General features: G+C 54.7%; 18 protein-coding genes. 8 read left to right on the top strand and 10 right to left on the bottom strand.

What is annotated here, in order from left to right; genetic code table 11:
• Positions 1-73 precede the first annotated feature (73 nt).
• Both INP77_RS07345 and INP77_RS07340 read left to right on the top strand, forming a co-directional pair.
• Positions 74-3,541 carry an ATP-binding protein gene (locus INP77_RS07345; protein ID WP_194748353.1) on the top strand — a complete coding sequence of 1,156 codons (3,468 nt, stop codon included), beginning with the start codon at positions 74-76 and terminating at the stop codon, positions 3,539-3,541.
• Positions 3,538-4,470, top strand: a complete 933-nt coding sequence (locus tag INP77_RS07340) for a response regulator transcription factor (RefSeq protein WP_194748352.1) — start codon at positions 3,538-3,540, stop codon at positions 4,468-4,470. Before INP77_RS07345 ends, INP77_RS07340 begins: the two co-directional genes overlap by 4 nt.
• Before the next feature lie 47 nt (positions 4,471-4,517).
• On the opposite strand, the gene INP77_RS07335 is transcribed toward INP77_RS07340, so the two are convergent.
• The gene (locus INP77_RS07335; RefSeq protein ID WP_194748351.1) at positions 4,518-5,072 is read right to left on the bottom strand and encodes an outer membrane protein; all 555 of its coding nucleotides are present in this window, start codon (positions 5,070-5,072) and stop codon (positions 4,518-4,520) included.
• A 35-nt stretch (positions 5,073-5,107) separates the two neighbouring features.
• A complete protein-coding gene (locus tag INP77_RS07330) occupies positions 5,108-5,746 on the bottom strand; it encodes a hypothetical protein (RefSeq protein WP_194748482.1) in 639 nt (212 codons plus the stop codon).
• A 265-nt stretch (positions 5,747-6,011) separates the two neighbouring features.
• Between INP77_RS07330 and INP77_RS07325 the strand changes: the two genes are divergently transcribed.
• On the top strand, positions 6,012-7,430 hold the full coding sequence (locus INP77_RS07325) for a DHA2 family efflux MFS transporter permease subunit (RefSeq protein ID WP_194748350.1): 1,419 nt from the start codon (positions 6,012-6,014) through the stop codon (positions 7,428-7,430).
• A 12-nt stretch (positions 7,431-7,442) separates the two neighbouring features.
• On the opposite strand, the gene INP77_RS07320 is transcribed toward INP77_RS07325, so the two are convergent.
• From INP77_RS07320 to INP77_RS07305, 4 genes are read right to left on the bottom strand one after another with little or no spacing between them, the layout of a single operon-like run.
• Complete coding sequence (locus INP77_RS07320; RefSeq protein ID WP_194748349.1) at positions 7,443-7,904, bottom strand: GNAT family N-acetyltransferase; 462 nt, start codon at positions 7,902-7,904, stop codon at positions 7,443-7,445.
• Positions 7,905-7,950: 46 nt separating this feature from the next.
• Positions 7,951-8,730: a ferredoxin--NADP reductase gene (locus tag INP77_RS07315; RefSeq protein WP_194748348.1), complete on the bottom strand. Its 780-nt coding sequence runs from the start codon at positions 8,728-8,730 to the stop codon at positions 7,951-7,953.
• A gap of 48 nt (positions 8,731-8,778) precedes the next feature.
• Positions 8,779-9,708, bottom strand: a complete 930-nt coding sequence (locus INP77_RS07310) for an FAD-binding protein (protein WP_194748347.1) — start codon at positions 9,706-9,708, stop codon at positions 8,779-8,781.
• Complete coding sequence (locus tag INP77_RS07305) at positions 9,705-10,457, bottom strand: electron transfer flavoprotein subunit beta/FixA family protein (protein ID WP_194748346.1); 753 nt, start codon at positions 10,455-10,457, stop codon at positions 9,705-9,707. Before INP77_RS07305 ends, INP77_RS07310 begins: the two co-directional genes overlap by 4 nt.
• Before the next feature lie 149 nt (positions 10,458-10,606).
• Between INP77_RS07305 and INP77_RS07300 the strand changes: the two genes are divergently transcribed.
• Together INP77_RS07300 and INP77_RS07295 are read left to right on the top strand one after the other, a co-directional pair.
• Complete coding sequence (locus INP77_RS07300; protein WP_194748345.1) at positions 10,607-11,545, top strand: LysR family transcriptional regulator; 939 nt, start codon at positions 10,607-10,609, stop codon at positions 11,543-11,545.
• Between the two features lie 13 nt (positions 11,546-11,558).
• Positions 11,559-13,205 (top strand): electron transfer flavoprotein-ubiquinone oxidoreductase, encoded by a 1,647-nt coding sequence (locus INP77_RS07295; RefSeq protein ID WP_194748344.1) that lies wholly within the window; start codon positions 11,559-11,561, stop codon positions 13,203-13,205.
• 806 nt (positions 13,206-14,011) lie between these two features.
• On the opposite strand, the gene ftsX is transcribed toward INP77_RS07295, so the two are convergent.
• Genes ftsX through ftsY form a run of 3 tightly spaced genes read right to left on the bottom strand, consistent with a single transcriptional unit; the run spans position 14,012 to position 16,579 of the window.
• On the bottom strand, positions 14,012-14,902 hold the full coding sequence (gene ftsX, locus INP77_RS07290; RefSeq protein ID WP_194748343.1) for a permease-like cell division protein FtsX: 891 nt from the start codon (positions 14,900-14,902) through the stop codon (positions 14,012-14,014).
• A 10-nt stretch (positions 14,903-14,912) separates the two neighbouring features.
• The gene (gene ftsE / locus INP77_RS07285) at positions 14,913-15,590 is read right to left on the bottom strand and encodes a cell division ATP-binding protein FtsE (RefSeq protein WP_194748342.1); all 678 of its coding nucleotides are present in this window, start codon (positions 15,588-15,590) and stop codon (positions 14,913-14,915) included.
• A 2-nt stretch (positions 15,591-15,592) separates the two neighbouring features.
• Positions 15,593-16,579: a signal recognition particle-docking protein FtsY gene (gene ftsY / locus INP77_RS07280; protein ID WP_194748341.1), complete on the bottom strand. Its 987-nt coding sequence runs from the start codon at positions 16,577-16,579 to the stop codon at positions 15,593-15,595.
• Between the two features lie 234 nt (positions 16,580-16,813).
• On the opposite strand from ftsY, the gene INP77_RS07275 reads away from it, so the two are divergent.
• Both INP77_RS07275 and INP77_RS07270 read left to right on the top strand, forming a co-directional pair.
• Positions 16,814-18,154, top strand: a complete 1,341-nt coding sequence (locus INP77_RS07275; RefSeq protein ID WP_194748340.1) for a pitrilysin family protein — start codon at positions 16,814-16,816, stop codon at positions 18,152-18,154.
• A 32-nt stretch (positions 18,155-18,186) separates the two neighbouring features.
• The gene (locus tag INP77_RS07270; RefSeq protein ID WP_194748339.1) at positions 18,187-19,512 is read left to right on the top strand and encodes a pitrilysin family protein; all 1,326 of its coding nucleotides are present in this window, start codon (positions 18,187-18,189) and stop codon (positions 19,510-19,512) included.
• Between the two features lie 60 nt (positions 19,513-19,572).
• Here INP77_RS07270 and INP77_RS07265 read toward each other — a convergent pair whose 3' ends face one another.
• Complete coding sequence (locus INP77_RS07265; protein WP_194748338.1) at positions 19,573-19,770, bottom strand: PLDc N-terminal domain-containing protein; 198 nt, start codon at positions 19,768-19,770, stop codon at positions 19,573-19,575.
• Between the two features lie 136 nt (positions 19,771-19,906).
• Between INP77_RS07265 and rsmD the strand changes: the two genes are divergently transcribed.
• On the top strand, positions 19,907-20,467 hold the full coding sequence (rsmD, locus tag INP77_RS07260) for a 16S rRNA (guanine(966)-N(2))-methyltransferase RsmD (protein ID WP_194748337.1): 561 nt from the start codon (positions 19,907-19,909) through the stop codon (positions 20,465-20,467).
• Positions 20,468-20,500 lie beyond the last annotated feature (33 nt).

Below are 20,500 nucleotides of genomic sequence, written 5' to 3'. Positions count from 1 at the left end.
GAACTCTCCTAGTATATGCTCGGGGAAAGCTGGCCTTGTTCCCCGCTTGGCTATTGATACTAAGGATTGTTGATTGTCTAACCCGTCCGTAACCGGATTTACCACCGAACCAGAGACCCCTACGCGCGCTGAGCCGATTCAGCGGATCGTGAAAATTCGTCGCGACTATAACAGTTGGGTGGCGAATGAAACCATTGAGGATTATGCCTTGCGCTATACGCCGCGGGCGTTTCGTAAGTGGTCTATTCTGCGGGTCTCTAATACGGCGCTGGGGGCAATTTCGTTTTTGGTGCTGGAGGCGATTGGCGGCACCATTACCATCAACTACGGTTTTCAGAACGCCTTGTGGGCGATTATGGCGGTGGGGCTGATTATCTTTTTAACCGGGTTGCCGATCAGTTATTACGCCGCCAAGTATGGTCTGGATATGGACCTGCTCACGCGCGGCGCGGGCTTTGGCTATATTGGCTCGACGATCTCGTCGTTTATTTATGCCTCGTTCACCTTTATCCTGTTTTCGCTGGAAGCGGCGATTATGGGCTATGCGCTCGAATTGTATTTTCATTTGCCGCTTTATCTGGGCTATCTGGTCAGTGCGTTGATTGTGATTCCGTTGGTGACGCATGGGGTGACGCTGATCAGCCGCATTCAGATGATCACGCAGCCGCTGTGGATTGCGCTGATGCTGCTGCCATTTTTTGCGATTTTCAAGATGGATCCGGGTGTGATTGACCGGCTCAGCCATTTTGCCGGGATCTCGCCTGAGGGCGGGCATTTTAACTGGGTGATGTTTGGCGCGGCGACGGCGGTGGGGGTGGCGTTGATCCCGCAGATTGGCGAGCAGGTGGACTTTTTGCGCTTTATGCCGATGCGCAATAAAGAAAACTACTGGCGCTGGAATCTGGGTGTGCTGATGGCGGGGCCTGGCTGGGTGGTGCTGGGCATGCTCAAAATGCTGGCGGGGGCCTTGCTGGCTTACCTGGTGTTTAACCGCGATATGCCTTTAAGTTCGGCGGTGAATCCAACGCATATGTACTGGATAGGCTTTGAGCATGTGTTTAGCAATCACCATGTGGCGCTGGCGGTGACGGCGCTATTTGTCTGTGTGTCGCAGCTTAAGGTGAATATGACCAATGCCTATGCCGGCTCGCTGGCGTGGTCTAACTTTTTTGCCCGGCTGACGCATAGCCACCCTGGCCGTATTGTGTGGGTGGCGTTTAACGTGATGATTGCCATTGTGCTGATGGAGCTCAATGTGTTCCAGGCGCTGGAAGAGATTTTGGGCCTGTATGCCAATGTGGCGATTGCCTGGATTGCGGCGGTGGTGGCGGATCTGGTGATCAATAAACCGCTGGGGTTGAGCCCCAAGGGAATTGAGTTCAGACGCGCTTATTTGTATGACATTAACCCGGTGGGTGTGGGCGCCATGTTTATTGCCTCGGCGGTGTCGATTGCGGCGTATACCGGGGCGATGGGCGTGGTGGCGCAGTCATTCTCTACGTTTATTTCGTTGATCACTGCGCTGGTGATGTCACCGTTGATTGCCTGGTGGACCCAGGGCAAGTATTACCTGGCTAGACCGCGGCCCAAGTATTTGCAGCCAACCAAGACCCAGCGCTGCGTGATTTGCGAGCGTGAATATGAAATGAATGACATGGCGCATTGTCCGGCGTATGGCGGGGCGATTTGCTCGTTATGCTGTTGCCTCGATGCGCGCTGCCATGACGCGTGCAAGCCGCAAGCGCGGCTCAGTGCGCAGTGGGAGGCGTTAAATAAACGCTTTTTGCCACAACGCTTGTGGCCGCACCTGAATGGTGGCGTGGCGCATTTTCTGTTGTTGATGGTGATTGCGGTGGTGCTGTTTGGTGCCACCATAGGCCTGATTTACCTGCATGATGCCTTGACCATCGGCCGCGAATATCCCGAGTTGATGCGTCACTTCAGGTTGGGCTATTTGAAGATTTTTGTCGCCTTGCTGTTTTTGGGCGGCATTGTCGCCTGGTGGCTGGTGCTGACCTCGGCTAGCCGCCGGGTGGCACAGGAAGAATCCAACCGGCAAACCGGTTTGTTGCTTGAAGAGATCGAGTCGCACAAAAAAACCGATGCCCAGTTACAAAAGGCGCGCCGACTGGCGGAAGAGGCCAACCAGGCCAAGAGCCGCTACATTACCGGTATTAGCCATGAGTTGCGCACACCGTTGAACAGTATTCTGGGCTATGCACAGTTGCTCACTAACGATGCCAGCATCCCCGAGCACCGCAAGCAGGCGATTAAAACCATCAGCCGCGGCGGCGAGCATTTGCTGTCATTGATCGAAAGTACGCTGGACATTGCGCGCATTGAAAGCGGCAAAATGACCTTTGATGTCAAACCGCTGCATTTCCCCGAGTTTATCGACCAGATTGTCAGCATGTTTGAGATTCAGGCGCAAAACAAAGGCCTGGCATTTATTTTTGAAAAGCAAGGCAACCTGCCCGAGTACGTGCGGGCAGACCATAAGCGCCTGATGCAGATTCTGGTCAATATTGTCGGTAACGCGGTCAAGTTTACCAGCAAGGGCAGTGTGACATTCAAGGTGAGTTATGCGCGCGAGATTGCGCAAATTGATATTGCCGACACCGGGCCGGGTATCGCCCCTAATGAGGTGGAAAAAATCTTTGAGCCGTTTGAGCGCGGTAGCGCGGCCGATGTGGTTGGCATAGGCGGCACCGGCCTGGGCCTGACCATTAGCAAGTTGTTGACGCAGTTAATGGGTGGCGAAATGCAGTTTGAGAGCGTGCTCGGCCACGGCACGCGCTTTGAAATCCGGTTGTTCTTGCCGCAGATCCGTGAAACTGCGCATCTCCCCAAGAAAACGGTGCGCCAGCGCCTGGGTTATGAAGGGCCGGTGAAAACCATCCTGGTGGTGGATAATGAAGAGGTGGACCGCGAGTTGTTGCGCAACACCTTGCAGCCGCTGGGCTTTATTGTGCATGAGGCCGCCAATGGCCAGGCCTGCGTCAATCAATACCAGATGCTTAAGGCGGATGCGATTTTAATGGACTTGGCGATGCCGGTGATGGATGGTTGGGAGGCTGCCTACATCATCCGCCAGGTGCATCACGCACAGTTGCCGATTGCGATTGTGTCGGCCAATGCCTATGACCGTAACCTGGATAATCAGGCCAAGATTCCGGCGCGCGACTTTTTTGTGAAGCCGGTGAACCTCGAAGAGGTGCTGGACTGGATAGGCCATCAGTTAAACCTGACCTGGCGCTATGAAGCTAGCCAGGGCACTGCACCGGCGTTAGCCGCCCCTGTGCTGGCGCCGCAAGCGAGTGCTGAGGCTGCGGCCACGCCTGCGGAAGCGATTCCGCAGGTATTACTGGATAACCTGGTGCAGTTTGCCCGCATGGGCTATGTCAAAGGCGTGCGCGAGGTGCTGGCCACACTGAGCCGCGAGCATCCGCAACATCAAACATTTATTTACGCACTGCAACAGGCCATGGAACGCTTTGATTTTGCTAAACTGCTGCGCTTGATTGAGGAGTATGCCAAATGACCAGTCCCAGCCATACCGTGTTAATTGTGGATGATGTGCCAGAAAACCTGGCCTATCTGCACGACGCGCTGGATGAGTCCGGTTATCAGGTGCTGGTGGCCAACTCTGGCGAGATGGCCTTGCAAATCGCGCACCTGATGCAGCCGCAAGTGATTTTCATGGATGCCATGATGCCCGGGATGGACGGCTTTGCCACCTGCAGGCGGATTAAAGCTGCGGCAGAAACCCAGCATATCCCGGTCATCTTTATGACCGGCTTGACCGAAGTGGAGCACGTGACCATGGCGTTTGATGCCGGTGGCGTGGATTATGTCACCAAGCCGGTCAGGCCGGCAGAAGTGTTGGCCCGCCTCAAGGCGCATGTGCAAAATGCCACCAGAATGCATCAGGCCACCTCGGCGCTGGATGCCTTTGGTCAGGCGACCATTGCCATCTTGCCCGGCGACAAGCGCCTGATATGGCAAACCCCGCTGGCCAAGCAATATCTGGAGCAATACTTTGCAGAGTGGGCCGCCAAAGAGGCTTATCATGCCGTGCAAACCTTGCCGCCCATGATTTACCAATGGCTGGAAAACTGTGTACAACAGTTATCCGAAGGCCAGTCCATGCAGACGCTGAATGTGAATCAGGGCAACGCCCGCCTGAGCCTGACTGTGGCCAATACCAGCGAAGAGCAATGGGTGGTGGTGTTGCGCGAGTATTCTGACGATGCGCAGATCGAGTCCTTGGGCAAGTTGTTCCAGCTCACCAAACGCGAATCCGAGGTGTTGTACTGGACGGTAAAAGGCAAAACCAACAAGGATGTGGGCGAAATTTTGGGCACCAGCCCCCGCACGATCAACAAACATCTTGAGCATGTGTTCCAGAAGCTGGGGGTTGAAACCAGAACTGCAGCTGCTTCGCTGGTCGCCTCAAAAATCAAGTTTTAGCGGGCTGGCAGGCGAGTCATCGTTGCCAGCCGCATGCCGGCTCAATATCAGAAGTTGTAGATAAGACCCACCGTACCGACGTTGGTATCAAAGCCTTTACTGCCCCCACCAGTCACATCCACTTCTGCTCGGTAGTGATCCCAGCCTACGCGCATGGACAAGGTTTTATCGTAGTGATATTCCGCACCCAGGCCATAGGTGGCCCCGGTGTGTGTGGCATCGTTATAGGCGCTCAAGCCAGAAGAGACTTTGCTTTTGGTGGCGGCGACACCGAGTTTGCCATAAAAATCAAAGGATTCATTGAGGGGTATGCTGCCCACAGCCGTCAAGCTGAGGGCATCGGCCTTGGCGCTGCCGCTGAGGTTATCCGTCACCTTGCCTATCCCGGTATATTGGCCTTCGACGGCAATATACTGGTTGAATCGATAACCGCCGACGACGCCAGCAATCGCCTGGTTCTCCTTGTCCACGCCATTTGGCGTGCTGAGGTTGTTGTTGGCTACACCGACATTAAAGCCGCCATAAAAGCCTTCGGCATGCCCAAGCAGAGGGGCTGTCAGCAATAGGCTGCTGACCAACAGATTGAAAACAGATTGACGCATCAGTGCTTCTCCAAGTGACGTTATTTCAAATACGGTTATTTCAGTTTGCTTTGTGCCAGGCGCAGGCCTTCTTCAATCTCCTGCTTGCGGCCAGCATCGGCATCTTCGCGGCCGGGGCGGGCAGGGGCTTGCAGGGCTTTCTGGTAGTAGGTCACGGCCTGGCTGTAGTCGCCCTGGGCACGTAAAAAGTCTGCATAGAAATAGTTGCTGTCTATGCCGGTCGGGTTCAGTTGCAGTGCTTTCTCCAGATACTCGCGGCCTTTTTTCTTGTCACCAAAGCCAATCGGCCAGCCAGGGACGCGGAAGTAGAGCGAGCCCAGTGTGGTATATGCGGAACCATGCAGCGCTTGCGGGTTGGTTTTGATGCTGGCCAGCAACAGGTCGCGGGCTTGTTCAGCTGCTTTCAAGGCATTCACCGGATGCAGTGGCCCCATGCTTTTCGCGTAACCGCTTAACACGATCGCCTCCCAGATCATGGCTTCATTGGCGTCAGGATGCTGGGTCGTGAGTTGATGGGCTTGCTCGGTCAGGGCTTTGAAGGCGGGTTCTTGCTGGTCTTTGCTAGTTTGATAGGTCGCTTTGGCCCAGGCATGCTGCAGCGTGGCCAGTTCGTTGTCTAGCATTTCATCGGCAAAAGCAGCACTGGTCAGCATTGCCAGGCAGGTATAGATCATCCAGCGTTTCACAATCACTCCTCGTAAATTATTGAATTAAATGCAGTTGAGTCATCCCATTTTTGCAAAAACGATGCCAGTCTGCGCCGCTGATTGAATAGGTATAAAAATCAAACAGTTGCTGTTTTGCCCTTGAACGCTTGAAAGCTGGTTGTAAGCTAGGGTGCGTGAACTCTGCTTTTTTTGCAGGGTCGGACAGCGTGACACTGCAAAAAATGCATGCTAAGGTCCTCTTTCTTGTTAGCCCACTCAAGCCATCCACCCCATGTCCCTGCGCCTGTTGCCACATTCTTTTGAAGCCTTGTCCCAGCGGTATGGGGAGCGCTACAAATGGATGGTGTTATTGATCATTGGCGTCGGCACGATGGCGGGGGTGTTATGTACGTCCAGCTTTAACGTGGCGGTGCCAGCGTTGACGCGCACGTTTCATTTGGGGCAGGATCATGTGCAGTGGGCCATGACGGCATTTTTGGCGGCGATGACCATAGGCATGTTGCCTGCCGCCTGGTGGTTGCAGCGCTTTGGCTTGCGGCGCGTGTTTATGTGGACGCTGTGGCTGTTGGTGGCGGCCAGCGTAGCGGGCTTTTATGCGCACAGCTTTGTGCAGGTAGTGATTGCAAGGCTGCTGCAAGGCCTGGCTGCAGGCGTGCTGCAACCGCTGGGGGTGATGGCGCTCATGCGTCTGTTTCCGCCAGACATTCAGGGACGCGCGTCGGGGATCCTGATCGTCGGCATTGCGTTTACGCCTGCCATCGCGCCCTCTATCAGTGGCTGGTTGCTGGATCAGTTTGGCTGGCAGGCGATTTTTCTGCTTGGCGTGCCGTTTGCGCTGATCGCCCTGCTGTGTGCCTGGCGGTGGTTGCCTGCGCCCAGGCAGCAGCCGGTCAATGCGTTTGACTGGGCGGGCCTGGGCTGGTTGTCGGCGGCGACCATCGGCTTGATTGAGTTTGTCTCCAGCTTGCATCACAGTGGGCTGTTTGCGCCGTGGACCTGGGGGCAGGCCTTGCTCACGGTAGGGTCGCTGCTTTGTTATATGCGTCATGCCCGGCAACTACCGCATGCCATCATACAATTGCATCTGTTCCAGCGGCCCACCTTTAGCCGCGGCACCTTGGTGGCCTTTGCCTATGGCTTTGGCCTGTATGCCTCCACTTATCTGATCCCGGTATTTTTACAAAATGCCATGGCCTTTTCGGCCACAGAGGCTGGGGTGTTGCTGTTGCCTTCAGGCATGGCCCTGGTGTTGACCATCCCGATCGCTGGCCGGATGGCTGATCAACTGTCTCCACGGCGGATTACGCTGGCTGGCCTGGTCATTTTCGGCGCATCTTTTATCGTATTTGCCGTGGCCGCCGATCAGGTGCGCTACTGGGAAATTGTTGCAGCGACCATTGTGGGCCGCATTGGTCTTGGCCTGATTTTGCCGGCATTAAATCTGGCCACCTTGCATGAAATGGAGCCGCAGCATTTGGGCCAGTCTTCGGTGGTGGTCAGTTATGCCCGCCAGTTAGGCGGCGTGGTAGGGGTGGCCATGATGGCGGTATTTATGGAGTGGCGTGAGCGTATTTATGGACAGCTGCCGCCGGGTATTTTCGAGGCCTATGCCCAAGGCTTCTTGCTGCTATCTGCCGTGATTGTGTTGGCGATCATGGTGGCACTGGGCATGCAGGACCGCAAGCGCTAACGACATAAACCTTTACAGGATCAGGCGCCAGACTTGCATGCCTGACGGTTGAAAACCATGTTTTCTGTAAAAGTGCTGGCCAGCCTGATTATCCTGGTCGGTGAGCAGGGTCAAGCGCTGGATCGCCTGCTGGCGCGCGTGCGCAATCGCAAAAGTCAGCAATTGCGAGCCAATGCCCAGGCCGCGACAGGTCTGATCGACCACCATATCTTCGAGCAATGCCACGCGGCCGCCTAATGCGGTCGAAATCGTAAACAGCAGGCTTACCATCGCAATCACTTGCCCTTGTTGCCGTGCTACTAAAATATGGCCGATGTCAGGGTGTTGCAGAATGTGGCTCAAGCCTTGCTGCTGGGCCGCGTGGTCAGGGGAGAATTCGTGTTCCTGGGCAAACAGTTGCGCGAGCAGCGCGCATAAGGCAGGCAGGTCAGCCAGAGTGGCGTGTTCAAACTGAAGAGTGGCATGGGCTGTCATGCGCGTGTACTTTCATGACAGCCGGACATGCAATGTGTCTTAACCCTTATTTTTCAACAAAGGCTTTTTCAATCACGTAGTCACCCAGTTCGCCGATGCGCGGCGAGACTTTGAAACCACGTTTGTCCAGCATGGCGGCCGTGTCGACCAGCATGGCCGGGCTACCGCAGATCATGGCGCGGTCCGTTTCCGGATTCAATGGCGGCAAGCCAATATCGGTAAACAGTTTGCCATTTTCCACCAGGTCTGTCAGGCGGCCCATGTTTTTAAATGGCTCGCGTGTGACGGTGGGGTAGTAGATCAGCTTGTTACGCACTTCTTCGCCAAAAAACTCGTTATTCGGCAGTTCTTTGGTGATGAAGTCTTCGTAGGCCAGTTCATTGACGTAACGCACGCCGTGAATCAGGATGACTTTTTCAAAGCGGTCATAGACTTCGATGTCTTGAATCAGGCTCATGAACGGCGCTAAGCCCGTGCCAGTCGAGAAGAAATAGAGGTGTTTGCCTGGCTTGAGGTCTGAGGTGATCAGCGTGCCGGTTGGCTTACGGCTCACCAGCAGCGGGTCGCCCACTTTCAGGTGTTGCAGGCGTGAGGTCAGCGGGCCATTGGGCACCTTGATACTGAAAAACTCCAGATGCTCTTCGTAGTTGGGGCTGGCGATACTGTAGGCACGGGTCAATGGCAGGCCATCGACTTCCAGGCCTATCATCACAAACTGGCCGTTTTCAAAGCGCAGGCCAGGATCACGGGTGGTTTTGAAACTGAACAGCGTGTCATTCCAGTGATGCACGCTCAACACCGTTTCGGTGGAATATTTTTTACTCATGAGATGAACAGGTTTCTGAATTCAAAAGGTTAATTGGTAAACACTTAATTATAACGCAGCCGTCAATTGCGGCACGGCTTCAAACAAATCTGCCACCAGGCCGTAGTCGGCAATCTTGAAGATTTGCGCTTCTGGATCCTGATTGATGGCGACCACCACTTTACTGTCTTTCATGCCATAGGCATGCTGGATGGCGCCGGAAATACCAACGGCGATGTACAGCTCTGGGGCGACCACTACACCGGTTTGGCCGACTTGCAGGTCGTTGGGGGCATAACCGGAATCGACCGCGGCACGGCTGGCACCAATGGCGGCATGCAGTTTGTCTGCCAGCGGGGCCAGCACGTCTTTAAATGCATCCGCACTGCCCAGCGCACGGCCACCAGAGACCACCACTTTAGCGGCGGCCAATGGGGGGCGCTCGGATTTGTTAAAGGCTTCTGCCACCCAGCGGCTGCCTTCTGGTGCAGCTGGCGCAGTCACCGATTGAATGGCAGCATTGGCGCCAGTCGCAGCGGCAGAGAACTTACTGGCACGCACGGTGAGCACTTGTTTGGCATCACTGCTTTGCACCGTTGCCAGCACGTTACCAGCGTAAATGCCACGCACATAGGTGTTGCTATTCACGATCTCGATCACGTCAGACAGCATGTTGACATCGAGCAGCGCTGCGACACGTGGCAAGACGTTTTTGCTGAAAGCGCTGTGCGCAGCCAGCACCACGCTGTAATTGGCCGCCAGCGGCACAACCAGCGCAGCCAGGTGTTCTGCGGTTGGGTGTTGCAGGGCGGCATCGGTCGCAACCAGCACGGTGCTGACGCCTTGCAAAGCGGCGGCTTGTGCGGCCAGGCCGTCAGCTTGTGCAGCAGCAATCAATACATCCACTGGTTGCTGCCAGTGTTGGGCCGCAGTCACGGCGCGTGCCACTTGTTCGTTTAAATGTTGGCCGTCGTGTTCGGCAATAATCAATGTTCTCATGGCAGCAGTCCCTCGTGCGTACGCAGTTTGCTCAATAATTCATTCACGTCTTTCACCATCACGCCGGCTGGGCGCTCTGGTGGGGCGGCGACCTTCAGTTGTTGCACACTATGGGTGAGTGACAGATTGAGCGAATCAAGCGGGAGGGTTTCAATGGGTTTTTTTCTGGCCATCATCAGGTTGGGCAGTTTGACGTAGCGCGGCTCGTTCAGGCGCAGGTCAGCAGTAATCACAGCTGGCAGGCTCACGGACAAGGTTTGCGTGCCGCCATCAATCTCGCGCACCACGGTCGCCTGATTTTCGGCAATGGTGATCTGAGAGGCATACGTAGCTTGTGGCAGGTTGAGCAGGGCCGCCAGCATTTGGCCGGTCTGGCCGGCATCATCATCAATGGCTTGCTTGCCCAGCAGGATCAATGCAGGCTGTTCACGCTCGACCACGGCTTTGAGCACCTTGGCGACGGCCAGCGGTGCCAGGCTGTTTGCTGTTTCAACCAGCGTCACACGGTCCACACCCATGGCCAGGGCATGGCGCAAGATATCCTGATGCGTCGCGGCACCAATGGTGACGGCGACGATTTCTGTGACAATGCCTTTTTCTTTGAGGCGGATGGCTTCTTCGATGGCGTTTTCATCAAAGGGATTGACTCCCATTTTGACGCCCTCGATATCCACATCCGAACCGTCCGCTTTGACGCGGACTTGAATGTTATAATCAACGACCCGTTTGATCGCTACTAATGCTTTCATAAAACGTTTGCCTTTGTTGGGGTATTTACTCGTAACCGGGCATTTTAAGCCAGCTTGTAATATTTATTAAATTGATTATTATAATATTATATATCTATTCTGTAGATTGATTTTGACGCGGCGCAACTCTCGGCCACGCAGCCCCCTCCATGAAATACACCCTCAGGCAACTGGAAATCTTTGTCGCGATTAGCCGCACTGGCAGCGTCTCCCGTGCCTGCGACCAGTTGGCCTTGTCGCAATCAGCCGCCAGCACCGCCCTGATCGAGCTGGAAAAACAGTTTGATATCCAGTTGTTTGACCGGGTCGGCAAGTCTTTGCGCATCAATGAAGCGGGCCAGCAGCTTTTACCCAAAGCGGTCGAGTTGCTGGACCGCGCGCGTGAAATTGAGCGCATGCTGCAGGGGCAGCAGGGCTACGGCCATCTCAAGATTGGCGCGACGCTGACCGTGGGCAATTATCTGGTCACCTTGCTGGTGGCCAAGTTCTTGCAGCAGTATCCGCAAAGCCACATCCAGTTGCAGGTGCAGAACACGCGGACCATCGTCGAGCAGATTGCCAACCACACCCTGGATTTGGGTATGATAGAAGGCGAGTGCAATCATCCCGATATTGCGGTGGCGCCCTGGATTGCCGATGAACTGGTCATTTTTGCCGCGCCCACGCATCCGTTGGCATTGTGGGCACAAAGCGGCAAACCCATCCACAAAGCGGATTTACTGCTACAGCCCTGGATCGTGCGCGAGAAGGGCTCAGGCACGCGCGAGACCTTTGACCGCGCCTTTAAACAGGATTATTCAAAACTCAATATTACGCTGGAGCTGGAACATACCGAGGCGATCAAGCGCGCGGTAGAATCGGGCCTTGGCATAGGCTGTATTTCGCGGCTGGCCCTCAAGGATGCATTCAGGCGCGGCAGCCTGGTGCCGATTGAGAACCACGGCTTGCAATTTCACCGCAATTTTTATTTTTTATGGCACAGGCAAAAATACCAGACCGGTGGCATTCGACAGTTTCTGGCGTTCTGCCAGGCGTTTACCCAAGGGGCGACGCGTAGCGACCTGATCGATATCCCGGCCATTGCCTGACGAAGGAGCAAAGATGGAAAGAGATGTCATGGAGTACGATGTGCTGATTGTGGGGGCAGGCCCGGCGGGCTTGTCCGCAGCCATCCGTCTCAAACAACTGGCGCAGGCGCAAGGCCAGGAGCTGGGCGTGTGTGTCCTGGAAAAAGGCGCCGAAGTCGGTAGCCATATTTTCTCTGGTGCCGTGCTGGACCCGAAAGCCCTGCAGGAGTTGTTCCCTGACTGGCAGGCCTTGGGCGCGCCGCTCAATACCGCCGTCGATAAAGATACCTTTGTGGTGCTGGGTGAAGAAAATGCCTGGGCCATGCCGGAGTGGTCACTGCCGCCCTTGATGCGCAACCATGGCAATTACATCATCAGTCTGGGCGAAGTCTGCCGCTGGCTGGCGACGCAGGCAGAAGCACTGGGCGTAGAAATCTATACCGGGTTCTCTGCACAAGCGCCCAGTTATGACGATCAAGGCCGCATGAATGGCGTGATTACCGGCGATATGGGTCTGGACAAGCAAGGCAACCCGACCGCCAACTACACCCCAGGCATCGAAATCCGCGCCAAACACACGCTGGTGGCCGAGGGGACACGTGGCTCACTGACCAAGCAGCTTGAAGCCCGTTATGGCTTACGCGCAACATCCAGCCCAGCCAAATACGGCATCGGATTTAAAGAGGTTTGGCGCGTGAAGCCCGAGCTGCACCAGAAAGGCCTGATTGAACATACCTTGGGCTGGCCGCTGGATGCCAGTAACGGTGGCGGGGGCTTTATTTATCACCATGGCGAAAACCTGGTGTCCGTGGGCTATGTGGTGCATCTGGATTACCGCAATCCGTATTTGTCCCCCTTTGACGTGTTCCAGACCTATAAAACCCATCCCAAGCTCAAGGCTTTGCTGCAAGACGGTAAGCGCTTAAGCTATGGCGCACGTGCCATTTCAGAAGGCGGTATCCAATCATTGCCTGAGATGGCTTTCCCAGGGGGCGCGTTGCTGGGCTGCAGTGCAGGCCTGGTCAATGTGCCTAAAATCAAGGGTACGCATTACGCTATGAAGTCCGGCATGCTGGCGGCGGAAGCCGTGTTTGATGCCATCGCACAAGGCAGTCCAGAAGTGTTGAGTGCTTATCCGCAAAAACTGCGCGCCTCCTGGGTCTGGCAAGAATTGTCTGCGGTGCGTAACGTCAAGCCTTATTTGTCCCGCTTTGGCACCTGGGGCGGCACCGTATTGGGTGGCGCCGAAATGTGGCTGTCCAGTTGGGGCGTGACCTTGCCGTGGACGCTCAAGCATGACAGCGCAGACCATGCGACTTTGGCCGAGGCTGCCAATAGCCGTCCGCCTGTGTATGCCAAACCGGATGGCGTGTTGACCTTTGATAAACTGAGCTCGGTCAGCTTATGCAATATTTCGCACGATCACCAGCAACCGTGCCATTTGAAACTGGGCGTTGCGGATAGGGCCGTGCGCGTGAATCTGCCGAAGTATGCCGGCCCAGAACAGCGCTATTGCCCGGCAGGTGTGTATGAGTTTGTGGAGCAGGCCGGAGAAAAGGCCTTGCAGATCAACGCGCAGAATTGCATCCATTGCAAAACCTGTGACATTAAAGACCCAACGCAGAATATTAATTGGGTACCGCCGGAAGGGGGCAGTGGGCCGAATTATGTTTCGCAGTAATTGGCGAAGTCGTTTGGTTACCACCAGGTAGGGATAAAGTAGTGCGCTGTATGCCTTTGCACACTTGCAATCAGACCTAATTGCAAATTGTGCTAGTAGACATGCATATGTGTGACATTCCTTTTCGCCTCTCGGCGAGTTACTTTTCTTTGCTTGCCCAAAGATAAAGTAACCAAAAGAAAGTGCACCCCAGCTTCCGCTTGTTTCCTGCGTTGCTCACCAAAATAAGCGCTCGCGAAACTCATCCTAGCGGCCTGCACACACCGCAGGCCACCGCGGGATTCGAACAGCCGCTCGCTTCATCTTATTTTGCCTGCGCTACTCGGCGCGGCAGATGGGGACCCCGGAACACCATGCGACTGCCACTGTTGGCGGATTGAATAAAAGAATTATTTTTTTGAACGGTTCAAACTTCAACAGTGTGACTTTGGCGAGATAAATCCCATCCCATCACGCTGAGTAGCGGAGACAAAATTAAGAGTAGAGGGAGCGACTGTCCGAATCCCGCAGCAGCTCACGTAGTGTGTGAGCTGCTAGGATGAGTTTCGTGACCGGCTTATTTTGTCGAGCAACGCAAGGGAGCCGAAGGCCGTGATGGCTGGGTGTCGTCCTATTTGGTTACTTTCTGGGGGACAAGCACCAGAAAGTAACTCGCCATCAAGGCGAAATGAATGATTCTAGCCAGCACTCGAGGACGGGAGTAACTTGTATCGCGACAGAAAGGTCTCTGAGCCAAGAAAAGAAGTTTTTAAGTATTCTAGAAAATGGCCCTGTTGGCGTGTAATGTGATCAACACAATGAACGTGCTATTTCTTCTGCGTCAGCGCAATAAATGCGGCAATCCACCCAATCGCAGTAGTACACAGCAAGATCAGCCCACCCACATGAACCAGATGAAAAGCCAACTGAAAATGGCTTTGATAGTTGTTAGCCAGCAATTGCACCGGCTGCCGCAGGTTCCAGACAATGGCAAATAAGAGTGCGACGGCAATCAGGCCGCCGCCCAGGCCATAGGCGCCGCCCATATACAAAAACGGGCGCCGGATAAAGCTATGCGTGGCGCCGATCAGGCGGCTGACTTCAATCTCGGCTTCATGCGTGAGAACCTGCATGCGCACGGTGTTGCTGATGACGGTAATCATGGCAATGCCGAGCAGACTGGCAAAAATAATGGCAATGCGTTTGCCCAGTAGCAGCATGGAGTGCAGGCGTTCTATCCACACGCTATCAATGACGATTTCATCGACTTCTGGCCGGGTTTGCAGCAGGGTTTGTACCGGTTTGACGGTGGCAGGTTGTGTATCCGTCAAGGTAATGAACACGGCATCGGGCAGCGGGTTTTGCGGTAAATCAACTAGCAAGTTTTTTTGCGAAAACTGCTGGGACAGTTGCTCGATAGCATCTTCTTTGGAGACATAACGCACCTCTTTGACCTGTGGCAGGCCTTGTGTATCGTTGATCAATCGTTGAATCAGGTTGCTGGAGGTCGCCGGTTTGAAAAAGACGCTGATTTGCGCATCCTGCTTGATGGCGCCAGACATGTCCTGCAAGTTATCCAGCGCGACAAATAGCAGGCCGGGCAGGGTGACGGTAATGCCAATCACCATGCAGATAATCAGGGTATTGAGCCAGTGATTTTTTAAACGCTGCAAAACCAGGTCTAAGGCCAGCGTGTGTTGGTTAAGCCAGTTTTTCATGCACTCATTCTCATAACATGGCCGTCTGTGCAGGCAGGGTGCTAATGGTTTGGTGGTCGATATGCAGTGTACGGTAAGCGATGCTGCTGACTTGGGCGACATCGTGCATGGCAATGACCACGGTCACGCCCACTTCATTAAAGGCTTTGAGTAACTGCATGATTTCAAGCGAGGCCGTCTGATCAAGGCCGCCGGTCGGTTCATCGGCAATCACAATCGAGGGGCGGCTGACCACGGCGCGCGCAATGGCGAGCCGCTGTTGCTCGCCGCCGGACAAGGTGATGGGCATGGCTTTTTCTTTATTGAGCAGGCCGACTTTATCCAGCGCTGCCCGCACGCGGCGAGCAGCCTCTTCGCCGGTGATGCCCTGGATGCTGAGCGGCAAGGCCACGTTGTCAAAGCTGTTGCGGTCGTAAAGCAGTTTGTGGTCCTGAAACACCAGGCCAAAGCGGCGGCGTAAATAGGGCACGGCATTCGGATGCAGTTTGCCGATATCCTGCTGATTAATCAGAATCTGGCCGCTGGAAGGCGCTTCAATGCCCGCCATCAATTTAAGCAGGGTGCTTTTGCCTGCGCCAGAGTGGCCGGTGACGAGCACGAAATCGCCTTTGTCTATATTGAAGCTGACCTGGCGGAACAGGTGTGCGCTATTGGGGTAGCGCATGCTGACGTTTTTAAACACAATCATGGCTAGTCATCAATCAAGGCGTCAATAAAGTCATGGGCGTCAAACGGGCGCAGGTCATCAATACTTTCCCCCACGCCAATAAAACGCACCGGAATCTTACTTGCCGATTGCTGGCTCAGGTGCGCAATCGCGGCAATGACGCCGCCTTTGGCGGTGCCATCCAGCTTGGTTAAGGCCAGGCCGGTGACACCGAGCGCCTCGTTAAAGGCTTTTAACTGGTTGACTGCGTTCTGGCCGGTGTTGGCATCCAGCACCAGCAAAATTTCGTGTGGCGCACCAGGCAACGCTTTGTCGATGACACGCTGCACTTTTTTAATCTCATCCATCAGGTGCAATTGCGTGGGCAAGCGGCCTGCGGTATCGGCGATGACCACGTCGATTTTTCTGGCCATGGCCGAGTTCACCGCATCGTAAATCACTGCCGCCGGGTCGCCACTCTCTGAGGCAATGACGTGCACATCATTGCGCTCGCCCCACACCTGCAACTGTTCTCGGGCAGCGGCCCTAAACGTATCCCCTGCGGCAATCAGCACGCTTTTGCCCTGGGCCTGCAAATACTTGGCCAGTTTGCCAATAGTGGTGGTTTTGCCAGCGCCATTCACGCCGACCATCATCATCACAAATGGCTGGTGATCCTTGACCTCTAGCGGCACTTGCAAGGGCGTCAGCAGGTCAAGCAGCGTGTCTTTCAACGCCTGTTTCAGTGCAATGGTGTCTTGCAGATCATGCTTTTTGACACGGCTGCGCAGTTGTTCGAGCAGGTGCTGGGTGGCACTGACGCCGACATCCGAAGTTAGCAGGATGGTTTCGAGTTCTTCGTAAATGTCTTCATCAATCTTGCCACCGCCAAACAAGGCGCTTAACTGCCCGCCCAGCTGCTGACGGGTTTTGGCCAGCCCGTTTTTGAGACGCTGCGCCCAGCTGAGGCTGGTCGGTTCAGGTTGGGCAGGCGTCGCTGGCTCGGATTTTTTGGCGAAAGGATTAAACATGGCAATCTAAAACTCTGTAATATGACTATTTTAAGCCGAATCGACGTTTCCCGCCACGTCAAGCTGAGCACTTGAGTCGCCAGGCCTCCGAACTTAGTCCGCGCTGTGTCGGTCACATGCATGGCGATACACATCAAGCTAAAAACAACCTATTCATCATTCATAAAGTCAGATATGAAAAAATCTTATTCTTTTGCGTGCTTGCCACGATTGGGGCTGTGCCTGGTCCTGCTGATGAGCGCTCATGCCGCGCAAGCACAGGCAGAGATTGCGCAGAAAATCCTTAAAAACGGACTCAAAGTCATTGTGCAGGAAGATCATCGCGCGCCCGTCGTTGTCTCACAAGTCTGGTATCGCGCCGGTTCGCTGGATGAAGTGAATGGCAAAACCGGGGTCGCCCATGTGCTGGAACACATGATGTTTAAAGGCACGCAAAAAGTCCCGGCTGGGCAGTTTTCCCGCCAGATTGCGGCTGCGGGCGGCAAAGAAAACGCCTTTACCAGCAAAGATTACACCTGTTATTTCCAGCAACTGGAAAAATCCAGATTGCCGCTGGCCTTTACGCTGGAAGCAGACCGCATGGCCCATTTGCAGATTACCGATGCCGAGTTTGCCAAAGAGATTGAGGTGGTGAAAGAGGAACGCCGCTGGCGTACTGAAGACAAGCCGCAATCACGTGTCAACGAACAATTTGAATCTTCGGTCTATCGTGCCCATCCTTATGGCCGCCCGGTGGTCGGCTTTATGAATGATCTTGAAAATATGACTGCTGATGATGCCCGTGAGTGGTACCGCACCTGGTATGCGCCGAATAATGCCACAGTGGTGGTGGTCGGTGACGTCAAGGCGCAGGAGGTGTTTGCGCTGGCTGAAAAAAACTTTGGCAAACTGGCGGCCAAGCCTTTACCTGTGCGTAAGCCACAGGTGGAGCCCGCCCAGATTGGTGAGCGCCGGGCCATTGTGAAGGCGCCAGCCAAGTTGCCCTTTTTTGTGATGGGGTTTCACGCGCCCGCGCTCAAAAATGCGGCGGCTTACAGCGAGCAGGACTGGGAGCCTTATGCGCTTGAAGTGTTGTCCAGCATTCTGAGTGGCAATGATGCGTCACGCCTCAACCAGAAACTGGTGCGTGAGCAGGCGATTGCGCTTGAAATTGACACGGGGTATGACAGTACCAACCGCGGTCAAACCTCGACATTTGAGGTGGCGGCCTCGCCAAGTGAAGGCGTCTCGCAAGAGGCGCTGATCAAGGCGATCTGGGCACAAATTGAAGAAGTCAAAAACAACGGCGTCACGCCGGCTGAGCTGCATCGAGTGAAAGCCGCGGTCATTGCCGCCGATGTCTACAAACGTGACTCCATGTTTTATCAGGCCATGCAGATCGGCCAGCTGGAAACCATGCATTACCCTTTATCCTTGCTACAAACCAATGCGGCACGCGTGCAGGCGGTCACCTCTGAACAAGTGCAGGCCGTGGCCAAAAAATATCTGGTCGCAGACCAAATGACGCTGGTCAGCCTGGACCCACAACCGATGGATCCTAACCAGAAGCCCGCCGGTCGGCCGCATCAACATTAATCCGTTCTTTGAACGTTTGATTTGGGAATTTCATGAAAGTCGTTACTTTATTTAAACACCGGGTATTCAACACGGTCTTGTTGATCAGCCTGCTGCAAGGCTATGCCAGCCTGGCATGCGCCGCACTGAATATTCAGCACTGGACCACCGCGGAGGGCAGCGAAGTCTATTTTGTTGAAAATCATGCCTTGCCCATGATGGATGTCAGCATCAATTTTCGTGCAGGCAGCGCTTATGACCAGCCAGACAGCAGTGGTGCCGCCGCGTTAACCCATCATGTGATGGGCATGGCCGCGGGCGGGTTGGCAGAGGAAACGCTAACTAACCGCTTTGCCGATGTGGGCGCGGTGTTGGGGGGCAGTTTTGATGCAGACCGCGCCAGCTTCAAGTTACGTACTTTGACCAGCGAACAGCAGGCCGCACTGGACGCGTTTACGCTGGTGTTACACCAGCCGGATTTTCCTGAAGCCGTCGTGAGCCGTGAGCAAACCCGTATTGTGGCCGCGTTGCAAGAGGCCGAAACGGAGCCGGATAGCATTGCGCAAAAAGCCTTTATGCAGGCGGTGTACGGCATGCATCCTTACAGCCTGGATCAAAACGGTGAAGTGGGTACGGTGCCATCGCTGACGGTGAGCCAGTTGCGGCAGTTTTATCAAAGCCACTATACGGCAAAGTCTGCCGTGATCGCCCTGATGGGGGATCTGACCCCGGATCAGGCCCGGCAGATTGCGCAGCGTCTGAGTGCTGGTCTGCCAGCAGGACCTGCGGTGGCCGATATCCCCGCCGTGCCAGTGTTGTCTGCGCCCAAACTGAAAAAAGTGCCGCATCCGGCCATGCAGGCACACATCCTGGTTGGCCAGCCTGGCAATAAACGCGGCGATGCGGATTTCTTTGCGCTGTATGTGGGTAACTATATTTTGGGCGGCGGTGGTTTTGTGTCACGTCTGACCGAGGAAGTCCGTGAAAAGCGCGGTCTGGCGTATAGCGTGTATAGCTACTTTATGCCCATGAGCCAGTTGGGACCATTCCAGATCGGGCTGCAAACCAAAAAAGAGCAAAGTGAAGAAGCGCTCAAGCTGGTGATGGCCACCGTAAAGAAATTTGTCGATCAAGGCGTGACAGAAAAGGAGCTGGCTGCGGCCAAGGATAACCTGATTGGTGGTTTTCCCATGCGTATAGACAGTAATAGCAAGATTCTGGAGTACCTGAACATGATCGGCTTTTACAAATTGCCGTTGGATTACCTGGATAGTTTTAATGACAAGGTCGCAGCCGTCACTGTGCAACAGGTGAATGATGCGTTCAAGCGCCGCATCCATCCTGAGCATTTTGCCACCGTGATTGTTGGTGCGGAATAACAAAAAGCCGGCAGTTTGCCGGCTTTTGCTTTTATGTCTGTTGCGGTGAGCGGGATCAGATCAAGCCATGCGCTTTTTTCTCGCCAGCCAGTAGTATAAAAAGGCCCCCAGCAGGTTTAAAAAGAAAATCACCAGAAACCACACCAGCTTGTCTTCACTTTGATTGGCCAGGCAATCAATCAGCATCCATACCCAAAACAGTGACAGCGCCAGCGCGATCACGCCGCCCAGCAGACCAAAGCCAAATAAGAACTCCATAGCAATATTCCTTGATGAATTAACGAAATCATAACACGATGACTTGGGTGCACCCTCGGTTTAGCGCAGGCCATGGGTAGTCGGGATGCAAAATCTGGGATAATGCTGCTTTATTTATTCGAATCAACCACCGCTCATGAATCAGGTACGATTGAATGCCGGAAAATGGCGTAGCCGTGTGCTCAAGTTTCCCGATGCCGAAGGGCTACGCCCGACGCCAGACCGCGTTCGGCAAACCGTCTTTAACTGGCTGGGCCAGGACTTGACAAGCAAAACCTGCCTGGATTTGTTTGCGGGGACCGGCGCGCTGGGGTTTGAAGCGCTGTCTCGCAATGCCAAAGCGGTCACCATGCTCGAATTGGCCAAAGCGCCTTATGCGGCTTTGTGCCAGAATCAGCGTCTGCTGGAGGCGACCCAGGCCCGCATCCAGCAAATGGATGCCAGAACTTTTCTGAGCAGCAATCAACAGCCGTTTGACGTGATTTTTTGTGACCCGCCGTATCGCCAGGACTGGCTGGCGCAATTGTTGCCCGTGCTGCCCAGACATTTGGCGCCTGAAGGCTGGCTATATGTTGAGGCCGAATATGCGTTAAAATCCGATGCATGCTGGCAGGTGGTCAAATCGGGCAAAGCGGGTCAGGTCTATTTTCACCTGCTGCAACCCGCGTCAGCCGATGCGGCTGCTGGCACGGATTAATGCAATCAAGTCAGCGGCAGCCAGCAACGACAC

It is taken from the genome of Methylophilus sp. 13, assembly GCF_015354335.1.
GTDB classification, from domain to species: domain Bacteria; phylum Pseudomonadota; class Gammaproteobacteria; order Burkholderiales; family Methylophilaceae; genus Methylophilus; species Methylophilus glucosoxydans.
This window is presented reverse-complemented; position numbering and strand designations above follow the sequence as displayed.

What these genes read in the sequence shown, in the direction of transcription:
- INP77_RS07305 (WP_194748346.1), bottom strand. Translation starts at nt 10,457, where the DNA reads ATGAAAGCATTAGTAGCGATCAAACGGGTCGTTGATTATAACATTCAA.
- INP77_RS07270 (WP_194748339.1), top strand. Translation starts at nt 18,187, where the DNA reads ATGAAAGTCGTTACTTTATTTAAACACCGGGTATTCAACACGGTCTTG.
- ftsY (WP_194748341.1), bottom strand. Translation starts at nt 16,579, where the DNA reads ATGTTTAATCCTTTCGCCAAAAAATCCGAGCCAGCGACGCCTGCCCAA.
- INP77_RS07315 (WP_194748348.1), bottom strand. Translation starts at nt 8,730, where the DNA reads ATGAGTAAAAAATATTCCACCGAAACGGTGTTGAGCGTGCATCACTGG.
- INP77_RS07275 (WP_194748340.1), top strand. Translation starts at nt 16,814, where the DNA reads ATGAGCGCTCATGCCGCGCAAGCACAGGCAGAGATTGCGCAGAAAATC.
- INP77_RS07335 (WP_194748351.1), bottom strand. Translation starts at nt 5,072, where the DNA reads ATGCGTCAATCTGTTTTCAATCTGTTGGTCAGCAGCCTATTGCTGACA.
- INP77_RS07340 (WP_194748352.1), top strand. Translation starts at nt 3,538, where the DNA reads ATGACCAGTCCCAGCCATACCGTGTTAATTGTGGATGATGTGCCAGAA.
- INP77_RS07300 (WP_194748345.1), top strand. Translation starts at nt 10,607, where the DNA reads ATGAAATACACCCTCAGGCAACTGGAAATCTTTGTCGCGATTAGCCGC.
- INP77_RS07320 (WP_194748349.1), bottom strand. Translation starts at nt 7,904, where the DNA reads ATGACAGCCCATGCCACTCTTCAGTTTGAACACGCCACTCTGGCTGAC.
- rsmD (WP_194748337.1), top strand. Translation starts at nt 19,907, where the DNA reads ATGAATCAGGTACGATTGAATGCCGGAAAATGGCGTAGCCGTGTGCTC.
- INP77_RS07330 (WP_194748482.1), bottom strand. Translation starts at nt 5,746, where the DNA reads ATGATCTATACCTGCCTGGCAATGCTGACCAGTGCTGCTTTTGCCGAT.
- INP77_RS07325 (WP_194748350.1), top strand. Translation starts at nt 6,012, where the DNA reads ATGTCCCTGCGCCTGTTGCCACATTCTTTTGAAGCCTTGTCCCAGCGG.
- ftsE (WP_194748342.1), bottom strand. Translation starts at nt 15,590, where the DNA reads ATGATTGTGTTTAAAAACGTCAGCATGCGCTACCCCAATAGCGCACAC.
- INP77_RS07265 (WP_194748338.1), bottom strand. Translation starts at nt 19,770, where the DNA reads ATGGAGTTCTTATTTGGCTTTGGTCTGCTGGGCGGCGTGATCGCGCTG.
- ftsX (WP_194748343.1), bottom strand. Translation starts at nt 14,902, where the DNA reads ATGAAAAACTGGCTTAACCAACACACGCTGGCCTTAGACCTGGTTTTG.
- INP77_RS07295 (WP_194748344.1), top strand. Translation starts at nt 11,559, where the DNA reads ATGGAAAGAGATGTCATGGAGTACGATGTGCTGATTGTGGGGGCAGGC.
- INP77_RS07310 (WP_194748347.1), bottom strand. Translation starts at nt 9,708, where the DNA reads ATGAGAACATTGATTATTGCCGAACACGACGGCCAACATTTAAACGAA.